This window comes from Streptomyces sp. NEAU-174 (assembly GCF_052665095.1).
Genome location: NZ_JBQTCE010000010.1, coordinates 361425 through 382205, shown reverse-complemented (window position 1 = coordinate 382205; position 20781 = coordinate 361425). Strand labels below are relative to the sequence as shown.

The 20781-nt window shown below is 71.4% G+C and carries 15 protein-coding genes; 12 read left to right on the top strand and 3 right to left on the bottom strand.

Annotation, left to right across the window (positions count from 1 at the left end; genetic code table 11):
- Window positions 1-288: 288 nt before the first annotated feature.
- On the top strand, window positions 289-1476 hold the full coding sequence (locus ACT2CW_RS28765; protein ID WP_086885432.1) for an acyl-CoA dehydrogenase family protein: 1188 nt from the start codon (window positions 289-291) through the stop codon (window positions 1474-1476).
- A gap of 12 nt (window positions 1477-1488) precedes the next feature.
- Here the strand turns inward: ACT2CW_RS28765 and ACT2CW_RS28760 are convergent, their stop codons facing one another.
- Window positions 1489-1920 (bottom strand): cell division protein SepF, encoded by a 432-nt coding sequence (locus ACT2CW_RS28760; protein WP_138911328.1) that lies wholly within the window; start codon window positions 1918-1920, stop codon window positions 1489-1491.
- Between the two features lie 233 nt (window positions 1921-2153).
- Here ACT2CW_RS28760 and ACT2CW_RS28755 point away from each other — a divergent pair, with 233 nt between their 5' ends.
- The 8 genes from ACT2CW_RS28755 to ACT2CW_RS28720 all read left to right on the top strand — a co-directional run bounded on the left by ACT2CW_RS28755 (window position 2154) and on the right by ACT2CW_RS28720 (window position 13044).
- Entirely contained in the window at window positions 2154-3404 is a 1251-nt protein-coding gene (locus ACT2CW_RS28755; RefSeq protein ID WP_182471061.1) for a DUF5685 family protein, read from the top strand.
- Window positions 3405-4337: 933 nt separating this feature from the next.
- Complete coding sequence (locus ACT2CW_RS28750; protein WP_445518716.1) at window positions 4338-6299, top strand: FAD/NAD(P)-binding protein; 1962 nt, start codon at window positions 4338-4340, stop codon at window positions 6297-6299.
- 122 nt (window positions 6300-6421) lie between these two features.
- A complete protein-coding gene (locus ACT2CW_RS28745) occupies window positions 6422-7312 on the top strand; it encodes an amino acid ABC transporter permease (protein WP_164436406.1) in 891 nt (296 codons plus the stop codon).
- Window positions 7309-8070, top strand: coding sequence for an amino acid ABC transporter ATP-binding protein (locus ACT2CW_RS28740; protein ID WP_445518715.1), 762 nt, complete (start codon window positions 7309-7311; stop codon window positions 8068-8070). Before ACT2CW_RS28745 ends, ACT2CW_RS28740 begins: the two co-directional genes overlap by 4 nt.
- 83 nt (window positions 8071-8153) lie before the next feature.
- Window positions 8154-9116, top strand: coding sequence for an ABC transporter substrate-binding protein (locus tag ACT2CW_RS28735; protein WP_182471027.1), 963 nt, complete (start codon window positions 8154-8156; stop codon window positions 9114-9116).
- 429 nt (window positions 9117-9545) lie between these two features.
- Entirely contained in the window at window positions 9546-10451 is a 906-nt protein-coding gene (locus ACT2CW_RS28730) for a S1 family peptidase (protein ID WP_164436400.1), read from the top strand.
- Window positions 10452-10669: 218 nt separating this feature from the next.
- Window positions 10670-11602 (top strand): slipin family protein, encoded by a 933-nt coding sequence (locus ACT2CW_RS28725; protein WP_445518714.1) that lies wholly within the window; start codon window positions 10670-10672, stop codon window positions 11600-11602.
- A 365-nt stretch (window positions 11603-11967) separates the two neighbouring features.
- Window positions 11968-13044, top strand: coding sequence for a S1 family peptidase (locus ACT2CW_RS28720; RefSeq protein WP_164436396.1), 1077 nt, complete (start codon window positions 11968-11970; stop codon window positions 13042-13044).
- Window positions 13045-13168: 124 nt separating this feature from the next.
- Here ACT2CW_RS28720 and ACT2CW_RS28715 read toward each other — a convergent pair whose 3' ends face one another.
- Window positions 13169-13612: a subtilase-type protease inhibitor gene (locus tag ACT2CW_RS28715; RefSeq protein WP_138911335.1), complete on the bottom strand. Its 444-nt coding sequence runs from the start codon at window positions 13610-13612 to the stop codon at window positions 13169-13171.
- Window positions 13613-14166: 554 nt separating this feature from the next.
- Window positions 14167-14628 carry a PPOX class F420-dependent oxidoreductase gene (locus ACT2CW_RS28710; RefSeq protein ID WP_445518713.1) on the bottom strand — a complete coding sequence of 154 codons (462 nt, stop codon included), beginning with the start codon at window positions 14626-14628 and terminating at the stop codon, window positions 14167-14169.
- Window positions 14629-14897: 269 nt separating this feature from the next.
- On the opposite strand from ACT2CW_RS28710, the gene ACT2CW_RS28705 reads away from it, so the two are divergent.
- From ACT2CW_RS28705 to ACT2CW_RS28695, 3 genes are all read left to right on the top strand, one after another.
- Window positions 14898-18419 (top strand): DNA polymerase III subunit alpha, encoded by a 3522-nt coding sequence (locus tag ACT2CW_RS28705; protein WP_445518712.1) that lies wholly within the window; start codon window positions 14898-14900, stop codon window positions 18417-18419.
- On the top strand, window positions 18416-19570 hold the full coding sequence (locus ACT2CW_RS28700) for a DNA polymerase Y family protein (RefSeq protein ID WP_445518711.1): 1155 nt from the start codon (window positions 18416-18418) through the stop codon (window positions 19568-19570). Before ACT2CW_RS28705 ends, ACT2CW_RS28700 begins: the two co-directional genes overlap by 4 nt.
- Before the next feature lie 303 nt (window positions 19571-19873).
- Window positions 19874-20767: an esterase/lipase family protein gene (locus ACT2CW_RS28695; RefSeq protein WP_445518710.1), complete on the top strand. Its 894-nt coding sequence runs from the start codon at window positions 19874-19876 to the stop codon at window positions 20765-20767.
- The last annotated feature ends 14 nt before the right edge of the window (window positions 20768-20781 follow it).

Below are 20781 nucleotides of genomic sequence, written 5' to 3'. Positions count from 1 at the left end.
AGCCCCTGCCCTGCGGCGGAGCCGCAGATGGAGCCGCGGGGAGGGGCGCAGCCCGCCGCAGGTCCGGGACGGCCCGCCCGAGTTCGCGCCCGAGTCCCGCCCTCGCCGCGCCCGAGCGCTGCCCGGCCCCCGTTGGCCCGGTGTGAGCGGGTCTGGACGTCAGGGGTTACCCGGCCGTAGCGTCGGATCGGCTGGGCTGATCAACCCGGCTGCCGGGCGGGAGGACGCGCCCCGGTGGCCGGTACCGCCTGGCGTAACCGGAACCGCATCCACCGGAGGCCGCCGCCCATGTCCGCTGGCACCCTGCCGTCGTTCGATCCGCGTGACCCGCTGGGGCTCGATGATCTCCTCGACCCCGAGGACCTCGCGGTCCGCGACACCATGCGGCAGTGGGCCGCCGATCGCGTGCTGCCGCACATCGCCGACTGGTACGAGCGCGGCGAAGTGCCCGGCATCCGCGAGCTGGCCCGGGAGCTCGGCTCCCTCGGCGCGCTCGGGATGTCCCTCACCGGCTACGGCTGCGCGGGCGCAAGCCCGATCCAGTACGGCCTGGCCTGTCTGGAGCTGGAGGCCGCCGACTCCGGGATCCGCTCCCTGATGTCGGTGCAGGGCTCCCTGTCCATGTACGCCATCCACCGCTTCGGCTCCGAGGAGCAGAAGCAGCGGTGGCTGCCCCGGATGGCCGCCGGCGAGGTCATCGGCTGCTTCGGGCTGACCGAGCCCGACCACGGCTCCGACCCGGCCGGAATGCGCACCTACGCCAAGCGGGACGGCTCGGACTGGGTGCTCACCGGCCGCAAGATGTGGATCACCAATGGCTCGGTGGCCGGGGTCGCCGTGGTGTGGGCCCGCACCGACGAGGGCATCCGCGGCTTCGTCGTCCCCACCGACACGCCCGGCTTCTCGGCCCCCGACATCAAGCACAAGTGGTCGCTGCGCGCCTCGGTCACCAGCGAGCTGGTCCTGGACGAGGTGCGGCTGCCGGCCGACGCGGTGCTGCCCGAGGTCACCGGTCTGCGTGGGCCGCTGAGCTGTCTGAGCCACGCCCGCTACGGCATCATCTGGGGATCGATGGGCGCGGCCCGCTCCGCGTTCGAGTCGGCGCTGGAGTACGCGCGCGAGCGGGAGCAGTTCGGCCGGCCGATCGGCGGTTTCCAGCTCACCCAGGCCAAGCTGGCCGATATGGCGCTGGAGCTCCACAAGGGGGTGCTGCTCGCCCACCATCTGGGGCGGCGTCTGGAGGCGGGGCGGCTCCGCCCGGAGCAGGTCAGCTTCGGCAAGCTGAACAATGTGCGGGAGGCGATCGAGATCTGCCGCACGGCCCGGACGATTCTGGGCGCCAACGGGATCTCGCTGGAGTATCCGGTGATGCGGCACGCCACGAATCTGGAGTCCGTGCTCACCTATGAGGGCACCGTCGAAATGCACCAACTGGTGCTGGGCAAGGCGCTCACCGGAATCGACGCCTTCCGGTGAGCGGCCCCGGGGCTAGCTCTGGTTGAAAAAGCCCGTGGCGTGGCCGGCCTGTCCGCTGACGATCTGGAAGTCGGCCGGGGTGAGGAGGAAGACACGGTTGGCCACCCGGTCGATCGAGCCCCGCAGCCCGAAGATCAGCCCGGCCATGAAATCCACCACGCGCTTGGCGTCGGCGGACTCCATCGTCGTGAGGTTCACGATGACCGGTACGCCCTCCCGGAACAGCTCGCCGATGCCGCGGGCGTCCCGGAACCCGTCCGGGGTGACCGTGGCGATCCGGGTGCCCTGGTCCCGCGCGGTCTCGTCGGCCACCCGCGCTCGCGGGTCGGTCATCCAGGAGTCGCCGGGCTCGGACCCCTCGGCGTAGTCGTCGTCGTAGTAGCGCTCGTCATCGCTGTCGTCGACGAGGCCAAGCCAGGCACTTGCCTTGCGCACCGATCCCATGGACGCCTCCTCTCCCTGATGGTGTGTACCGTCCGCCCCTCTATGGTCGTCCATGATGCGGATGGTCTGCCACGTGTATTGCGGCCGCACAGGGGATTCGTGACGTTACTGGTGCACAACGGCTGGCGCCATATCAGAGTTCCACCTGCTTACGAGGGCTGACGGAGCAATGGGTAGACTCCGCCGCTGCCGGACGGGTGACGTCGGGGACGTACGGGTGAACGGGGATCGTGGTGTTTGGCATTATCCGGCCTTGTCGGCATCGGCTGTCGGAAAACCTGCGCACTGAGTGGATGGCGCATTTGTGCGGGCTGTGCCTCGCGTTGAGGGGTGACCACGGGCAGTTCGCCCGCATCGCGACCAACTACGACGGCCTGGTGATATCGGTGCTGGTGGAGGCCCAGGCGGGGCGGTCGGAGGGCTGGCGGCGGACCGCCGGGCCCTGTCCGCTGCGCGGGATGCGGACGGCGTCGGTCGCCCAGGGCGAGGGGGCGCGCCTCGCGGCCACCGTCTCGCTGGTGCTGGCCTCGGCGAAGATGCGCGACCATGTGGCGGACGGCGACGGGGCGTTGGCCCGGCGGCCGGTCGCCGCGGCCGCCCGGCGGGTGGCCGGGCGGTGGGACCGGGCGGGGGAGCGCAGCGGCGCCGCGCTCGGCTTCGACACCGCGCTGTTGCTCGACGCGGTCGGCCGGCAGGAGGAGCTGGAGTCCCTCGCGGGCCCCGGCACCCCGCTGCTGACCGTCACCGAGCCCACCGAGACCGCGACCGCCGCGGCCTTCGGGCACACCGCCGTGCTGGCCGGGCGGCCCGGCAACCGGGCCCCGCTGGAGGAGGCGGGCCGGCTCTTCGGGCGGCTGGCGCATCTGCTGGACGCGGTGGAGGACCTGGCCGAGGACGCCCAGACCGGCGCCTGGAACCCGATCGCGGCCACCGGGACCGACCTCGCCGAGGTCCGCAGGCTGTGCGACGACGCGGTGCACGGGGTGCGGCTGGCGCTCAAGGACACCGAGTTCGCGGGCAAGGGCTCCGGGCGGCTCGCCCACGTACTGCTCGTCCATGAGCTGGGGCGCGCGGTGGACCGCACCTTCGGCACCACGGGCTGTGCGCACGGCGGCGGCCAGGGCGCGGGCACGCTGGGCGCCCCGGGCACGCCGGGCGCTCCGGGTGCCCCGGAGTCCGCCTACGGGCCGCCGCAGTCGCCGTGGATCAACCCTGGCGGCCCCGGCGGCGCGCCCCCGCCCCCGGAGCCGCCGCACGGCCGCCGGCGGGGGCTGATCGCGGGCTGCCTGGTGTGGACCGGGCTCTGCTGCACCTGCCAGGTGTGCTGCCGCGACCCGTACCACGACCCGTGGACCGGGCAGCCGCGCGAGGGCCTGTGCCATAAGTGCGATGACTGCTGCGACTGTTGTGACTGCTGCGGCAACTGCGGCGATTGCTGTAGCTGCGACTGCTGTGATGGTTGTGACTGCGGCTGCGACTGCTAGGGGGTTTGGCGGCGGCCCGTGCCGCCTGCGGCGGGCTGTTCCCCTCGGGTCTTGCGGCCTGCGGCGGACTGTTCCCCTCCCCGCCCCTCCCCGAAACTGAGGCTCCGCCCCAGCCCCCGTGCCGGGGCTTTGCCCCGGGCCCCCGGGCGGGGGCCAGTCCTCGGGCGGGGGTTTTGCTGCGGGCCTTGGACGGGGCTAAGCCGTCTCATTGAAGTCCGGTGCGGTTCGGGTGCGCCCCGAAGGGGCGCGGGAACTGCGCGACCAGCCACGACGGCGCCGCGGACGATCGACGACAGGTCAGGGCACTTCCAGCGGAGCGCTTAGTCCTCAGGTTCCGGGCCTGGGGTTCGCCCCTTTCCGGGGCATTGGTATGCGGCTTCGCCGCGGGGCAGGGGTTCGCCTGGGGCCGGGGTCCAGGGGCGGAGTCCATGGTTACGGGAAGGGGCGGGGAGGGGAAAGAACCGCCGGACACCCCCGTACCCGACAGACGGGTTGAGGGGAGCGGCGGAGCACTGGCGTGTGTGGAAGACCGAAGGCGCGTGACGACGCGGATGTGCTGCGGCCACACCGGGAGAGGGAGCCCGGCAGGCGCGGGCGAAGCCTCGAAGCGCTGGGGAACGGAGTCCCCCTACGGCAGCGGAGGCGGGCGGTCAGCCCGAACAGGACGACGACCACACCCGACCGAAGTCGATGTGGTCGCGCGTGACCAGTCGCTGCCATGAGTCCATGGGACAAGTGGAGCAGCCTTCCGCTTGCGCGTCAACCGCGGTGAGACGCGCCGCTCACAGTTCGGACAGCCTTGACAGCGCACCGTGGGGTCGTCCTACTCTCGGCCCCATGCCGGGCTGAGGGGCCCGGCCGTTGTCGAGCTGAGGGGCTCGGCGTGTGTGAAGGCCATGCGTGTGTTCACTTCAGAACTCACGGAGCCTCCGCATGTCCGCGAACCCGGACCACCCAGCGCATCCGGACCACCCCTTCCGATCACCCGCCACGCTCGTCATCGTCGGCGCCGGCCCCCGTGCCACCGGACTGATCGAGCGCATCGCCGCCAACGCCCCCGAGCTGTACGGCGACGGCGCCCCGTTCGAGCTGCACCTGGTCGATCCGCATCCGCCCGGCGGCGGCCGCATCTGGCGCCCCGACCAGTCCCCGCTGCTGTGGATGAACTCCATGGCCGAGGACGTCACCATGTTCACCGACGAGTCGGTGGAGCGCGAAGGCCCGATACGCCCCGGCCCCTCCCTCGCCGAATGGGCCCGCGAGGTCCGTGACGTCCGTGAGGTTCGCGATGAGGTCAGTGAGGTCCGTGACGTCCGTGACGTCCGCCGCGTAGCGGAGCCGCCGCACACCCTGCCGCCCGAACTCGCCGCCGAAGCCGCCGCCCTGACCGGACGGAGCTTCGCCACCAGACGGCTCCAAAGCGCCTATCTGCGCTGGGTGTACGAACGGGCCGTGGCCGAACTGCCGCCCGGCACCATCGTCCATGAGCACCGGGACCGGGCCGTACGCGTCACCGGGCCGCGCGACGGACGGCAGCAGGTGTGGCTGGAGGGGCGGACCGCGCCGCTCACCGCCGACGCCGTAATCCTCGCCCTCGGCCACCTCGACGCCGAACCCGACGCCGAGCAGCGGGCGCTCACCGCGTTCGCCGCCGAGCACCAACTGGTCCACCTCCCACCGGAGTTCACCGCCGACAGCGATGTGAGCGCGCTGCGCCCCGGCGAGCCGGCGATCGTACGCGGCCTCGGTCTCGCCTTCGTCGATCTGATGGTGCTGCTCACCGAGGGGCGCGGCGGACACTATGAGCGCGGCCCGGACGGGGAGTTGGTCTACCGGCCCTCCGGTCGCGAGCCCGTGCTGTACGCCGGTTCGCGGCGCGGCGTGCCGTACCACGCCAAGATCGGCTACTCGCTGAGCGGCGAGCGGCCCCCGGTGCCGCGCTTCTTCGGCCCCGCCGAGGTCGATGCGCTGCTCGCGCGCCCCGGGCGGCCGGACTTCCGGCGCGACGTCTGGCCGCTGATCGCCAAGGAGCTGGGGTTCGCCCACTACCACCGGCTGTTCACCGCCCACCCGGAGCGCGTGGCCGGGGAGTGGTCCGCGTTCGAGGAGAAGTACGCCGCCTGCCCGCCCGGCAGCCCCGACCTGGACGTCCTGGTCGCGGCGGCCGTGCCCGACCCGGCCGACCGGCTTGACCTCGACACCCTCGACCGCCCCCTGGCCGGGCTGCGGTTCGGCGACCACGAGGCCCTGCAACAGGCGCTGCGCGGCCATATCGAGGCCGACCTCGCCCGCGGCCACGACCCCGCGCACAGCCCCGACCTGGCCGTCTTCCTCGCCCTGCTCTCCGTCTACGGTCAGCTGATCCGGCTCGGCGACATCGGGGGCTGGTGGCACGGCTTCTTCAGCTTCCTCGCCTCCGGCCCGCCCGGGCCACGGCTGGAGCAGCTGCTCGCGCTCTCCCGCGCCGGAGTGGTCCGCTTCCTCGGCGCCGAGATGACCGTGACCACCGATCCGGTGCGCGGGGTGTTCCGGGCGAGCTCCGCCAGTGTGCCCGGCCATGCGGTCGAGGCCCGTGCGCTGGTCGAGGCTCGGCTGCCGGAACCGACCGTGGACCGCTCCCGCGACACCCTGCTGCGCTCCCTGCACCGCGACGGCGCCGCCGCCACCCCGGCCGGGCTGCTCGCCGTCAGCCCCGCCGACGCCCGGATCCTGGACCGGACGGGCCGCCCGCATCCACGCCGCTTCGCGCTCGGCCCGCACACCGACGCCCGCGCCTCGGGCGCCTTCGCCCGGCCTCGTACCAACGCGCCCGCGTTCCGGCAGAACGACGCCACCGCGCGCGCCCTGCTGCGCTGTCTGCGCGAACTGTCCTGTCGCGCCACGGTCACCGCCTGAGGCCCACCGTCTGAGCCTCGCCGCCTGAGGCCCACCGCCTGAGCGCCCCCGGAAACCACCCCCGGGGGTGGCCCCCCGAAACCATCCCCCGCACAACCCTCCGCTCCCCCGAAGGACCCTCCATGTCCCTGACCTCCGATCCACCCATCGGCAAGGCCGCCGCAAGCGGCGCCGAACGCGAGGACTACTCCGCCCTCAAAGTCGTCCCGGTACGCCACCCCTGGCGCTGGGCCGCCGTCGTCGTCACCGCCGTCCTCGTGGCCCAGTTCGCCCACGGCCTGATCACCAACCCCGGCTGGGAATGGGACGTCTTCGCCGACTTCTTCACCACCCGGACCATCCTCAAGGCGGTCTGGATCACCATCCAGCTCACCTTCTACGGCACCGCGCTCGGCTTCGCCCTCGGCATCGTCCTCGCCTTCATGCGGCTGTCCCACAGCCCCTTCCTGAAGTCGGTCGCCTTCACCTACATCTGGGCGTTCCGCTCCATCCCGCTCATCGTCCAGCTGCTCTTCTGGTTCAACCTCACCTATCTCTACAAGCGGCTGGACTTCGGCATCCCCTTCGGCCCCGGCTTCTTCTCCTTCGACACCGCGGGTCTGGTCGGGGCGATGAGCGCGGCGGTGCTCGGACTCGCCCTCCACCAGGCGGCCTACGCGGCGGAGATCGTGCGCGGCGGCGTCCTCGCCGTGGACGGCGGGCAGCTGGAGGCGGCGGCCGCGCTCGGCATTCCCCGGCTGCGGCAGCTGCGCCGGATCGTGCTCCCGCAGGCGATGCGGTCGATCCTGCCGAACGCCGCCAACGAGGTGATCTCGCTCTTCAAGGGCACCTCGATCGTCTCCGTCATGGCGATCGGCGAGCTCTTCTACCAGGTGCAGGTCATCTACGGGCGCAACGGCCGGGTCGTGCCGCTGCTGATGGTCGCGACCGTCTGGTACATCATCCTGACCACCGTGCTCTCGATCGCGCAGTACTACGTCGAGCGCCACTTCTCGCGGGGAGCCACCCGATGACCGCCATGGTCGACATCCGCTCCGTCCACAAGAGCTTCGGGTCCTTGGAGGTGCTGCGCGGCATCGACCTGGAGGTGCGCTCCGGAGAGGTGGCCGTCGTCCTCGGCCCCTCCGGCTCCGGCAAGTCCACCCTGCTGCGCGCCATCAACCACCTGGAGAAGGTGGACAGCGGCTGGATCAGCGTCGGCGGCTCCCTGGTCGGCTACCGCCGCCAGGGCGACCGCCTCCACGAGCTGCGCGAACGCGAGATCCTCAAACAGCGCACCCGGATCGGCTTCGTCTTCCAGAACTTCAACCTCTTCCCGCATCTGACGGTGCTGGAGAACATCGTCGAGGCGCCGATATCGGCGTTGCGCCGCCCCAGGAAGGAGGCGGTGCGCGCCGCCGAGGCGCTGCTCGACCGGGTCGGTCTGGCCGACAAGGCGGCCGCGTACCCCCGGCAGCTCTCCGGCGGACAGCAGCAGCGGGTGGCGATCGCCCGCGCCCTCGCCCTGGAGCCCGAGCTGCTGCTCTTCGACGAGCCGACGTCCGCGCTCGACCCCGAACTGGTCGGCGAGGTCCTCGATGTCATCAAGGACCTGGCCCACCAGGGCACCACGATGATCGTCGTCACCCATGAGATCGGCTTCGCGCGGGAGGTCGCCGACACCGTCGTCTTCATGGACGGCGGCCGGATCGTCGAGCGGGGCACACCCGCCGAGGTGCTCGACGCGTCGAGCCACGAGCGCACCAAATCCTTCCTCTCCAAGGTCCTCTGAGGCCACCACCACCGATGTCCACGAGATCACCGATGTCCACGAGATCACCGATGTTCAGCCACAGCTACGCAAGGAGCACCCCCGTGCAGACCCGCCGCACCCTCGTCGCCGCCGTCGCCGCGCTCACCGCCTCCGCCCTGCTCGGCGGCTGCGGCGACGGCGATGTCCAGGAGTCGGTGGGCTCCAAGGGCTCGAAGAACGCCATCAACATCAGCCCGGACCAGCACCGCGTCAGAGGGAAGAAGGTCGACTCGATCGCGGCGAAGGTCCCGGCCGCGATCCGGGAGCGCGGCACCCTGCGCATCGGCGGCAGCGCCGACGCCTCCGCCCCGCTCGGCTTCTACGCGACCGACGACAAGACCCGGATCGGCTCCGAGATCGACATCGCCACGCTGGTGGCCGACACCCTCGGGCTCAAGGTCGACTTCCAGCCGGTCTCCTGGGAGAACCTCTTCGTCGGCCTGGACAGCTCCAAGTTCGACGGCGTGTTCTCCAATGTGACGGTCACCGAGGAGCGCAAGGAGAAGTACGACTTCGCCACCTACCGGCTGGACGACCTCGCCTTCGAGGCCAAGAAGGGCACCTCCTGGCGGGTCAAGGGGCCGAAGGACGTGGCGGGCAAGACCGTCTCGGTCGCTTCCGGCACCAACCAGGAGAAGATCCTGGTCGACTGGAGCAAGCAGAACGAGAAGGCGGGCCGCAAGCCCGTGGACATCAAGTACTTCCAGAAGGACACCGACTACTACCTCGCCCTCCAGTCCGGCCGTATCGACGCCTACTTCGGCCCGAACCCCACCTCTGCCTACCACGTCGCCTCGGCCGGCCAGACCCAGATCATCGGCCGCTTCTCGGGCGGCGGCGACCAGGTGCAGGGCAAGATCGCGGCCACCACCAAGAAGGGCAGCGGTCTGGTCGACGCCTATGCCGCGGCCCTGGACCACGTGATCCAGGACGGTTCGTACGCCAAGGTCCTGAAGCGGTGGGGGCTCTCCAGCGAGGCGGTGAAGAAGTCCGAGATCAACCCGCCGGGTCTGCCCAAGCCATGACCCGCTGACCCCCCGAAGCACGAGGAAGGCCCTGAAGCACGAGGAAGGCCCTCCGGGGCCGGGCCGGGGCAGGCTCGACGGCACCCCGGAGGCGGTCGCGGCGGAGATGGCGGAATTCGTGGCCTGCGGCCCGGCCGCCGGGGCGCGATACGTCCGTGCCATAACGGAACCCGATCGCCCGCGCGTCCGTCTCACCGGATACCCAAGGGGATGGGAGCACAAGCCCCGGCGGCCTGAACCCGCCGGGGCTATGTGGCGTGTGCCCGGTGGCTGTTCCGAATTGTCCTCTTGCGCGCTGCGCCCGGAGCCACGAATACTTCCGGAAGCGCTTGTCAGGGGCACGCCGAATCGGTCATATCGGCGTGCTCATTGACTGCGCCTCACGGGCCTGCCCACCCAAGCGGACCCCCGATTCCCCCGGAGGAAGAGTTGAGGATCAAGCGCAACGCCCCCCACAACAAGCAGGCGAGACGTATCGCCCTGATCGCCGCGACCTCCGCCCTGGTGGCCGGAACGGCACTCGCCGCCCCCGCCGCCTACGCCGGTAGCGACGGCGCCCGCACCTTCAGCGCGGCCGAGGCCAAGTCGGCGAGCAGCGCCGTCCTCGAGGCCGATGTCGCGGGCACCGCCTGGTATGTCGAGAAGGGGACCAACAAGCTCGTGGTCACCGCCGACAGCACGGTGTCCCAGAGTGAGATAGCCAAGATCAAGAACACCGCCGGCTCGAACGCCGACGCCATCGAGGTCAAGCGGACCTCCGGCAAGATTCAGAAGCTGATCTCGGGCGGCGACGCGATCTACGCGAGTAGCTGGCGCTGCTCCCTCGGCTTCAACGTGCGCAACAGCAGTGGGGCCAACTACTTCGTCACCGCCGGTCACTGCACCGACGGCGCCGGCACCTGGTGGTCGAACTCCGGCCACACCACCACCATCGGCCCGACGGCCGGCTCCAGCTTCCCGACCAACGACTACGGTCTGGTCCGGTACAGCGGCTCGGTCACCCCCCAGGGCACCGTCGGCAGCCAGGACATCACCTCGGCCGCCAACCCGACCGTGGGCCAGACGGTCACCCGGCGCGGCTCCACCACCGGCATCCACAGCGGCCGGGTCACCGCGCTGAACGCCACCGTCAACTACGGCAACGGCGACGTCGTCTACGGCATGATCCAGACCACGGTCTGCGCCGAGCCCGGCGACAGTGGCGGCCCGCTCTACGCCGGCTCCACCGCCCTCGGCCTCACCTCCGGCGGCAGCGGCAACTGCACCTCCGGCGGCACCACCTTCTTCCAGCCGGTCGTCGAGGCGCTGAACGCGTACGGCGTGAGCGTCTACTGATCGGCGCCGTTTCTAGCTGATCACTTCCGCACCAGGCTGAGCGAGAGCCCCCGTCCGTACTGCCGGACGGGGGCTCTCCGCATCGCCGGGGAAGGGCCGTTCCGGGCGGCCCGGCGGGGGTTATCCACAGCCCTCCCCACTGTTCGACGGGCGGACTATCGTGGACATCAGTACCCCACGAGGGGCATTGTTCGCGATACGGACGGCAGGTGGCCGTGATGGTCGATGCGCTCGTGACATTGATAGTGGTACTGGCTTGCCTCGGCGCCCTGGGCGTGCTGGCCGCGGCGCGGGTGGTCAAGCAGTACGAGCGGGGGGTGGTCTTCCGGCTCGGGAGGCTCCGCTCGGATATCCGGGGGCCGGGGTTCACCATGATCGCTCCGTTCGTCGACCGGCTCCAGAAGGTCAATATGCAGATCGTGACGATGCCCGTCCCCGCCCAGGAGGGCATCACCCGGGACAATGTGACCGTGCGGGTCGACGCCGTCGTCTACTTCAAGGTCGTGGACGCGGCCGAGGCGCTGGTCGCGGTGGAGGACTACCGCTTCGCCGTCTCCCAGATGGCCCAGACCTCGCTGCGGTCGATCATCGGGAAGAGCGATCTGGACGATCTGCTCTCCAACCGGGAGAAGCTCAACCAGGGCCTGGAGCTCATGATCGACAGCCCGGCCGTCGGATGGGGCGTCCATATAGACCGGGTGGAGATCAAGGATGTGTCGCTGCCGGAGACCATGAAGCGGTCGATGGCCCGCCAGGCGGAGGCCGACCGGGAGCGCCGCGCCCGGGTGATCAACGCGGACGCGGAGCTGCAAGCGTCGAAGAAGCTGGCGGAGGCCGCCTCCCAGATGGCCGACACCCCCTCGGCGCTCCAGCTGCGGCTGCTCCAGACGGTGATGGCGGTCGCCGCCGAGAAGAACTCCACACTGGTGCTGCCCATCCCGGTGGAGCTGCTGCGCTTCCTGGAGAAGGGGCAGCAGGAGATCCCGGCGGCCGCCCGGACGGAGGGCGGCGCGGAAGGCGGCGCCCCGGCCGCCGGTCCGGTCGCCGCGCCGGAGCGGGAGGCCGCACCCGCCCAGCCCGCCCAGCCCGCTCGGCAGGCGATGCCGACGCTCACCGAGCGCGAGCCGGAGCCGCATACGGTCGAGCGGTGAGTCGTGTCGAGCGGTGAGCCGTGGGAGGTGATGTCCGGCAAGGAGCCGCGCGAGTCGCGCGAGCCGCGCGAGGGGATCCATGAGGTGATCCGCCCGGTTTGACGGCTCGTCCGGATACCTGATTCGGTGCCCGTGCACCTCGAAGGTGTGCGGGCACCGCCATGTCCGGACATGAGTCCGCAGTGTAAATTTCACGCCCATGACGTGAACGCGCCCTTGTGCGCGCCCGGTGGTGATGGGAATACTCGGCGGCGCAAATTGGCATGGACGCGCCCCCGGGTGGGGAGAAGCGCTATGCCGTTACGCCCTCCGGGCCCTGGCACCCCACTGCCGACGGGCCCAACCCCCCACTGGAAGGCAGAGAGTTGAAGCACCGCCGCATACCCAAGCGTCGTGTCGTCATCGCCGGAGCCGGCATAGCGGCTCTGGTCGCCACGGGCATCACGCTTCAGAGCGCCAACGCCGCCCCCGGTGAGCCCCAGCCCGACACCCTCTCGGTCGGCGCCGCCGGAAAGCTCGCCAACACCCTCACCTCCTCGCTCAAGAGCGACACGGCGGGTTCGTACTACGACGCCAAGGCCAAGAAGCTCGTCGTCAACGTGGTCAACAAGGGCGTCGTGGACAAGGTCCGGGAGGCCGGGGCCGAGGCCAAGGTGGTCACCAACACCCTGGCCGAGCTGAGCAAGGCGCGCGAGACGCTGAAGCAGAAGGCCACCATCCCCGGCACCTCGTGGTCGGTGGACCCCAGAAGCAACAAGGTCGTCGTCACCGCGGACAGCTCCGTCAAGGGCACCCGGATGGCCACCCTCAACAAGGTCGCCGACGCGCTCGGCGGCAAGGTCGAGGTGAAGCGCTCGGCCGGGAAGTTCTCCACCTTCATCGCCGGTGGCGACGCCATCTGGGGCGACGGTGGGCGCTGCTCGCTCGGGTTCAACGTCGTCAAGGGCGGCCAGCCGTACTTCCTGACCGCCGGTCACTGCACCGAGGCCATCAGCAGCTGGTCGGACTCGCAGGGCGGCGAGGAGATCGGGACCAACGAGGGCAGCGAGTTCCCCGGCAACGACTACGGCCTGGTCAAGTACACCAAGGACACCGACCACCCGAGCGCGGTCGACCTCTACAACGGCAGCTCCCAGGAGATCACCAAGGCCGGTGACGCCACCGTCGGCCAGAAGGTGCAGCGCAGCGGCTCCACCACCCAGGTGCACGACGGCGAGGTCACCGGCCTCAACGCGACCGTCAACTACCAGGAGGGGTCGGTCGAAGGGCTGATCCAGACCAACGTCTGCGCCGAGCCCGGCGACAGCGGCGGCGCGCTCTTCGCGGGCGACACGGCGCTGGGTCTGACCTCCGGCGGCAGCGGTGACTGCTCCTCGGGCGGCGAGACCTTCTTCCAGCCGGTGCCGGAGGCGCTCCAGGCGTTCGGCGCCGAGATCGGCTGAGCTGGCTCACCTGGTGAGCGTTTCGCTTCCGCGGACCGCTTCCATATGAGCCGTGTGAACGAGAGCAGGCCCCCGGACACCCGTGGACGGTGTCCGGGGGCCTTCCCCTTTTCCGGTCAGTTCATCAGAACTCGAAGACCAGCGTCGGGGCCGCGCTCTTGAAGCAGTTGTTCGCGAAGGTGTGCTCGTACGACACCCGGCGGCCGTCCCAGATCCCCTCGGCGGTGACCGTGATGGGGTGCCATTCCTTGGTGCACACCCGGCCGGCCTCCGCCCCGGTCCGCAGCTGACCGAACATGCCGCCCACGGAGCGGAGTTCGGCGCATGCCTGAGTGGGGGCCGGGTGGGTACCAGTGGGGGTGGGGCGACAGCTCAGAGTCACCGCCCGCTGGACCTCGGTGGAGGCCGCGTCGGCCCCCCAGCCGACGGTCAGGACCAGCGCGGACGGCGGATACAGGCTCTGCGGCTTGGCGGGCGCGGCGTGTGCCGCACCGCTCGTGCCGATCCCCAGCACGGCGCTCACGGCCAGTGCGGCTCCCAGCCCGATCGCCCCAGTAGTCTTCCGCATTTCGAACACTCCCTTGCTCGTCGTTGCAGATACCGGACGGAGTTCTACGCGGTGCGCGTCAGGAACGCACGTCGATCGAGCACTTCCGGTCGCTACAAGTAGTCGTTCGGTGGCTTATTGTCGCGTGCGGTGGATGTCCGGGCGCGGAACGCCGCGTGGCGACCGGGTGCGCGGAGCCGCGCGTATTGCGCCCCTTGAGGTACCCCGTCCGCCGTCTCGCGCTCCCGCGGATGACGTGCTCAGTGAGGTGCCGAGGTGCTCAAATCGATTCAAGGGTGCTCAGGTGAGCAAGATCGAGTGATGTTGGTGATGCCTCTGGGGTGAGGGCTGTCGTGTGCCACGCCAGGGCGAGAACCTGCCAGGGCAAGCCGACCGGCGGAGTGGGGTCGGAGCCCGGAATCCGCGGCTCCCTCGGGGCCGTCAGCTTCGCCCCAGCCCCCTGCCCCCTGGGGGTCGATGCCCCGGCGCCGGGGGTCCAGGGGCGAAGCCCCTGGTATCGGGAAGGGGCGGGGAGGGGAACGGCCCGCCGCAGGCGCCAAGGCCCGTCGGGGCCCCTAGTCGCCCTGACTCAGCTCTCCGCTCAGGGGTCCGGCCTGGCTCCCCCAGCCGTAGCCGCGCTCCGCGCGCAACCGCACCACCAGCCGCCGCTCGGCCACCATCGCCGCGCGGAACTCCTCCCAGTCCGGATGCTCGCCCTGGATCGCGCGGTAGACCTCCACCAGCTCATCGGCGGTGGCGTCATGGGGGTCGGCGGCGACCGGTGTCAGCTCGGCATCGCCCTCGGCCACCAGATAGGAGTAGTGGTCCCCGCTGGTGACGTAGAAGCTCGCGCGCGGATCGCGGCGCAGATTGCGGGTCTTGGCGCGGTCGTCGGTGACGGAGATCCGGATGAGGCGCGTCGCGGGGTCATAGGTGAAGGCGACATTGGACAGCTGCGGCCGTCCGTCCCGCTTGAGGGTGACGAGCGCGCCGGTGCGCTGCTCCCGTAGCAGATCGAGCAGGGATCCCTCCGTCATGGTGATCAGCATACGCATGGGCCGGTGGCCCGCCTACTGGTTCGACCCACCCGCTTCCCACCGGCTTCCCACCGGCTTCCGCTTCGGTCCACCGGCGTCCGCGTGCCGCGTTCACAAGGCGACACGCGGGATTAAAGGGCGTTTTGGGTGCTTATGGTGGAGAGGGAAGCGTCATCGAAGCCGACTCGCACGCGTGTTCGAGAATGGGGTTATGGTGGGGCGTGGGAGATGCAGGGTCGGTCAGGGGGTGTGAGCAGCGGGAGGTGCGGATGCCAGGCTTCACGCATCTGCACACCGCGTCCGGGTTCTCCATGCGGTACGGGGCCGCGCACCCGGAGCGGCTGGCGCAGCGTGCCGCCGAGCGCGGCATGGACGCGATCGCGCTGACCGACCGCGACAGCCTCGCCGGAGCGGTGCGGTTCGCCCGGGCGTGTGAGCGCGCGGGGGTGCGGCCGCTGTTCGGAGTGGACCTCGCCGTGCGGGAGGAGGCCCCGGAGCCGGGGCGCACCGCCCGGCGCCGTACGCCGGTGCGCGGCGGGGCGTTCATCGACGAGTCCGCGCCCCGGGTGGTCTTCCTCGCCCGGGACGGCGCGCCCGGCTGGGCCGCGCTGTGCGGACTGGTCTCCGCCGCTCACGCCGGGCTCGCCCACCCCGGCACCGCCCGGACGAACGGCGAGGGACCGCCCCTGCTGCACTGGCGCGATCTGGTGAGCGACCCCGGCGCGCTCGCCCCGCTGACCGCGCTGCTCGGCCCGGACTCCGACGTCGGCCGGGCGCTGGCCGCCGGACGCCCCGACCGGGCCGCCCGGCTGATCGCCCCCTGGCGCGAACTCTTCGGCGACGCGCTGCGGCTGGAGGCCGTATGGCACGGCCGCACCGGCACCGGCCCGGGCTCGCTGCGGCTCGCCGCCCGTACCGTCGGCTTCGCCGCCGAGCAGGGCGTCCCGGCCGTGCTGAGCAACGCCGTCCGCTACGCCGACCCGGGGGAGGGGCCGGTCGCCGATGTCCTGGACGCGGCCCGCCGGCTCGTCCCCATCGACCCGCGCACCCCCGGGGCGCTCGACAGCGGTGAGCGCTGGCTCAAGGGCCCCCGGGACATGGCGAAGGCGGCCGAGCGGATCGTGGAGGCGGCCGGGATGCGGCGGGACGCCGCGCACCGGCTGCTGGAGGAGACCCGGCGCACCGCCGCCGGGTGTCTGGTCGACCCCGAGGACCACATCGGCCTGGGCAGCGTCCACTTCCCCGAGCCCCGGCTGGTCGGGGCCGGGCGGCGGAGCGCCGAGCGGGTGCTGCGGTCGCGCTGCGCCGCCGCCATGGTGCTGCGGGGGTACGACCGCGACCGGGCGCGCTGGGAGCGGCTGGAGGACGAGCTGCGCACCATCGAACGGCTCGGCTTCGCCTCGTACTTCCTCACCGTCGCGCAGGTCGTCGACGACACCCGGGAGCTGGGCATCCGGGTGGCCGCCCGGGGCTCCGGCGCCGGATCGTTCGTCAACCATCTGCTGGGCATCGCCCATGCCGACCCCGTGGCCAACGGTCTGCTGATGGAGCGCTTCCTGTCGGTACGGCGCGCCGCGCTGCCCGATATCGACATCGACGTGGAGTCGGCGCGCCGGCTCGACGTCTATCGCGCGATCTTCGAGCGGTTCGGGGCGGAGCGGGTCGCGACCGTCTCGATGCCCGAGACCTACCGGGTGCGTCACGCCGTACGGGACGTGGGCGCGGCGCTCGGCATGGACCCGGCCGAGGTGGACCGGCTCGCCAAGTCCTTCCCGCACATCCGCGCCCGCGATGCCCGCGCGGCGCTCGCGGAACTGCCCGAGTTGCGGGAGCTACGAGAGGCGACCGCCGAGCAGGAACGTTTCGGCAGGTTCTGGGAGCTGGTCGAGGCGCTCGACGGGCTGCCCCGTGGCATCGCCATGCACCCCTGCGGCGTGCTGCTCTCGGACGCCGGGCTGCTGGCCCGTACACCCATCGTGCCGACCAGCGGCGAGGGCTTCCCCATGTCGCAGTTCGACAAGGACGACGTGGAGGAGCTCGGACTGCTCAAGCTGGATGTCCTCGGGGTGCGGATGCAGTCCGCGATGGCGCATGCGGTCGCGGAGATCCGGCGGGCCACCGGGCGTGTCGTGGACATCGACGACCCCGAACAGGTACGGCCCGGCGATTCGGCCACCTACGACCTGATCCGCTCCACCGAGACCCTCGGCTGTTTCCAGATCGAATCGCCCGGCCAGCGCGATCTGCTCGGCCGGCTCCAGCCCACCTCCTTCCACGATCTCGTGGTCGACATATCGCTTTTCCGGCCCGGCCCGGTCGCCGCCGACATGGTTCGGCCCTTCATCGAGGCCCGGCACGGCCGCAAGCCCGCGCGCTATCCACATCCCGATCTGGAGGACGCGCTGCGCGAGACATACGGGGTCGTGGTCTTCCATGAGCAGATCATCAAGATCGTGTCGATCATGACCGGATGTGAACGGGACCTCGCCGACGAGGCGCGGCGCGCCCTGTCCGACCCCGAGCGGCAGGGACGGGTACGGGCCTGGTTCCACGCGGAGGCGGAGAAGCGGGGCTACGCGCCGGAGGTGCTGACGCGCACCTGGGAGATCGTCGAGGCGTTCGGCTCGTACGGCTTCTGCAAGGCGCATGCCGTCGCCTTCGCGGTCCCGACGTATCAGTCCGCCTGGCTCAAGGCGCACTACCCGGCCGCCTTCTATGCCGGGCTGCTCACCCATGACCCCGGGATGTACCCGAAGCGGCTGCTGCTGGCGGACGCGCGGCGGCGCGGGGTGCCGATCCTGCCGCTGGATGTGAACCGGTCGGGGGCCGCCTATCGAATCGAACTGACGTCTGGTGAATCTCGTGACAGCCGTCATAAAGCGGACGCCGGTATCCGGCTGGCGCTGAGCGACGTCCATGGCATCAGCGAGGCCGAGACCGAGCGGATCGCGGCCGGGCAGCCGTACTCCTCGCTCCAGGACCTGTGGCTGCGCGCCCACCCCGGGCGGCCGGTCGCCGAACGGCTGGCCCAGGTCGGCGCGTTGGACGCGTTCGGCACCAGCCGCCGCGATCTGCTGCTCCAGATCGCCGAACTCCACCGGCAGCAGCGGGGCGCCGCCGCCCGGCGCAGCGCGGAGGGTCAGCTTCCGCTGGCCGAGACCGACCCCGCCGCCCCCGCCGGGCTCCCCGACCTCGACGCGGACGAACGCCTCGGCGCCGAGCTCGGCATCCTCGGCATGGACGTCTCCCGCCATCTGATGGGCGACCACCGGGACTTCCTGGCGGAGCTGGGCGCGATCCCCGCGAAGCGGCTGCGCGACGCGCCGCACGGGGAGGTCGTGCTCGTCGCCGGCGCCAAGGCCGCCACCCAGACCCCGCCGATCCGCTCCGGGCGCCGGGTCATCTTCACCACGCTCGACGACGGTACGGGGCTGGTCGACTGCGCCTTCTTCGACGACAGCCACGCGGCGTGCGCGCACACCGTCTTCCACTCCTGGCTGCTGCTCGTCCGCGGCGTGGTCCAGCGGCGCGGCCCGCGCAGCCTCAGCATCGTCGGCTCGGCGGTGTGGAACCTCGCCGAACTGGCCCGGCTCAGGAAGGAGGGCGGCCTCGGGGCGGTCGCCGCCGAACTGGCGGGAGCGGGCCCGGAGGCGGCCGAAGCGGACTCCGGCCGCCGCATCGAGATGCCCACCGGCTATGCCATGCACCCCTGGGCCGACCTCCGGCCCGCGGGCGACCAGGCCGCCACCGGCCGCAAACTGTGGCACTCCAGCCCGGGGAGCGCGGGATGACCGCCGGCCGGCCCCCCTTCCCGACCCGTCCGATGGACATGCCACTGCCGGGCGGCGGCCGGGCCGTGGGCCCGGAGCGGGCGGTCGAGGTGCCGCATGTGCTGTACGTGCGGTTCCACCCCACGCCCGGGGAGGACGTCTACCAGGGGCTGCTCACCCTGCTCGGCGAGCTGACGCCGGTCGTCGAGGCGCTGCCGCCCGATGCCGCGCTCGCGGATGTGCGGGGCGCGCTGCGGTACTTCGGGCGGGACGCGGCGGGGCTGGCCGAGATCGTACGGGTCCGGGCGCTGGCCCGGTACGGCGTGGACTGCACCGTCGGCGTCGCCGCCAACCCCCTGCTCGCGCGCATGGCCGCCCAGGAAGCCCAGGAGGCCCAGGAAGCCCAGGAGGCACAGGCTCGGGGCGCTCAGGAGTCCGGCGACCCCGGGGACGGTCGGTCCGGGCGTACGTCCGGGGCCGTCCGTACCGTTCCCGGCGATCCGGACGCCGTCGCCGCGTTCCTGGCCCGTAAGCCGGCCATCGCCCTGCCCGGGGTGGGGCCCGCGACCGCGCGCGCCCTGAGCACGTACGGGCTGGACAGCGCCGCGCGGATCGCCGCCGCGCCGCTGGCCACCCTCCAGCGGATCCTCGGCGCGGCGACCGCGCGCCGCGTCCACGCCTGGGCGCGCGGTATCGACCCCGCGCCGGTCACCCCGAACGCCCCCGCCCGTGCGATGGGCGCCGAACACCGCTTCCGACGCGACGAGTTGGACCCCGTCCGCCGTCGCCGCGCGCTGCTCACCCTCGCCGACGGGCTCGGCGTCCGGCTGCGGACGAGCGGGCAGGTGGCGGCCGCGATCACCCTCACCGTTCGCTACGCCGACCGCTCCACGACCACCCGCACCCGCACCCTGATCGAGCCGACCGCCCACACCCCGGCGCTGACCGCCGCCGCGTACGCGCTGCATGACGCGCTCGGGCTGCAACGGGCCCGGGTGCGGTCCGTGGCGCTGCGCGTCGAGGGGCTGACGGACGCCGGACTCGCCGCCCACCAGCTGACGTTCGACCCCGCGGACGAGAAGTCACGCCGGCTGGAGGCCGCCGCCGACCGGGCCCGCGCCCGCTTCGGTGTCTCGGCGGTCCGGCCCGCCGGGTTCCTCGACGTCGCGTAAGTTTCTCGGCTTCGCGAAGTTCCTCGGCGCCGCTGTCCTCGACCTCGCGTAGGTTCCTCGGCGGTCGCGTAAGCCGCAGGTCCCACCAGTCCCACTGGTTTTCCCCACTTCGCGTATCCCGGCGCATTCCTGGACGTCATGTGAAAATCGCGTAAACGTTCCTTCACTGACGGATGGCTGGATGGCTTTGCTACTCGCGCGTAATTTCGAGTGAGCGCACCACTCTTGTGATCCGGATCGCAGGGCGCAGCGCAAGCGCACCGTCAGCGCAACTCTCTCCCCCACCAGCGAGGAGTTCATGTGATGCTGCCCTGGAGGCGTATCCGGCGATTCCGGAAGACCAAGACCCGCACCTTACTACCCGCCCTGGCCCTCGCGGTCGCGGCGACCGCGGCCACCCCCACCGCCGCGCTCGCCACGGACACCGCGTCGGATGCGGTGAGCGGCGGCTGGAACAACTACTCCTGCAAGCCGTCGGCCCAACACCCGCGCCCCGTCGTCCTGGTGCACGGCACCTTCGGCAACTCCGTCGACAACTGGCTGGGCTTCGCCCCCTACCTGGTCCAGCGCGGTTACTGCGTCTTCTCCCTCGACTACGGCCAACTGCCCCTCGTCCCGCTGTTCCACGGTCTGGGGCCGATCGACCAGTCGGCCAAGCAGCTGTCCTCCTATGTGGACCGGGTGCTCGCCGCCACCGGCGCCGCCAAGGTCGACATGGTCGGGCATTCGCAGGGCGGGATGATGCCCCGCTACTACCTCAAGTTCCTCGGCGGCGCGTCGAAGGTGAACGCCCTGGTCGGCATCGCCCCCACCAACCACGGAACCACCCTGTCCGGGCTGACGAAGCTGCTGGACTACTTCCCCGGGGTCGGCGACATCATCGCCAAGGGTGCCCCGGGGCTGATGGACCAGGTGGTCGGCTCGGACTTCCTGCGGCGCCTCAACGAGGGCGGCGACACCGTCCCCGGAGTGCGCTACACCGTCATCTCGACCAAGTACGACGAGGTCGCCACGCCCTACCGGGCACAGTTCCTCTCCGGTCCGAACGTCAAGAACGTGGTGATCCAGGACCTGTGCGCGAGCGACATCTCCGAGCACGTGACCATCGGGCTGACCGACGGTCTGGCCTTCCACGAGGCCGTCAACGCCCTCGATCCGGAACACGCCACGCCGACGACGTGTGCGTCGGACGACTGACGCTTGACAGCGAG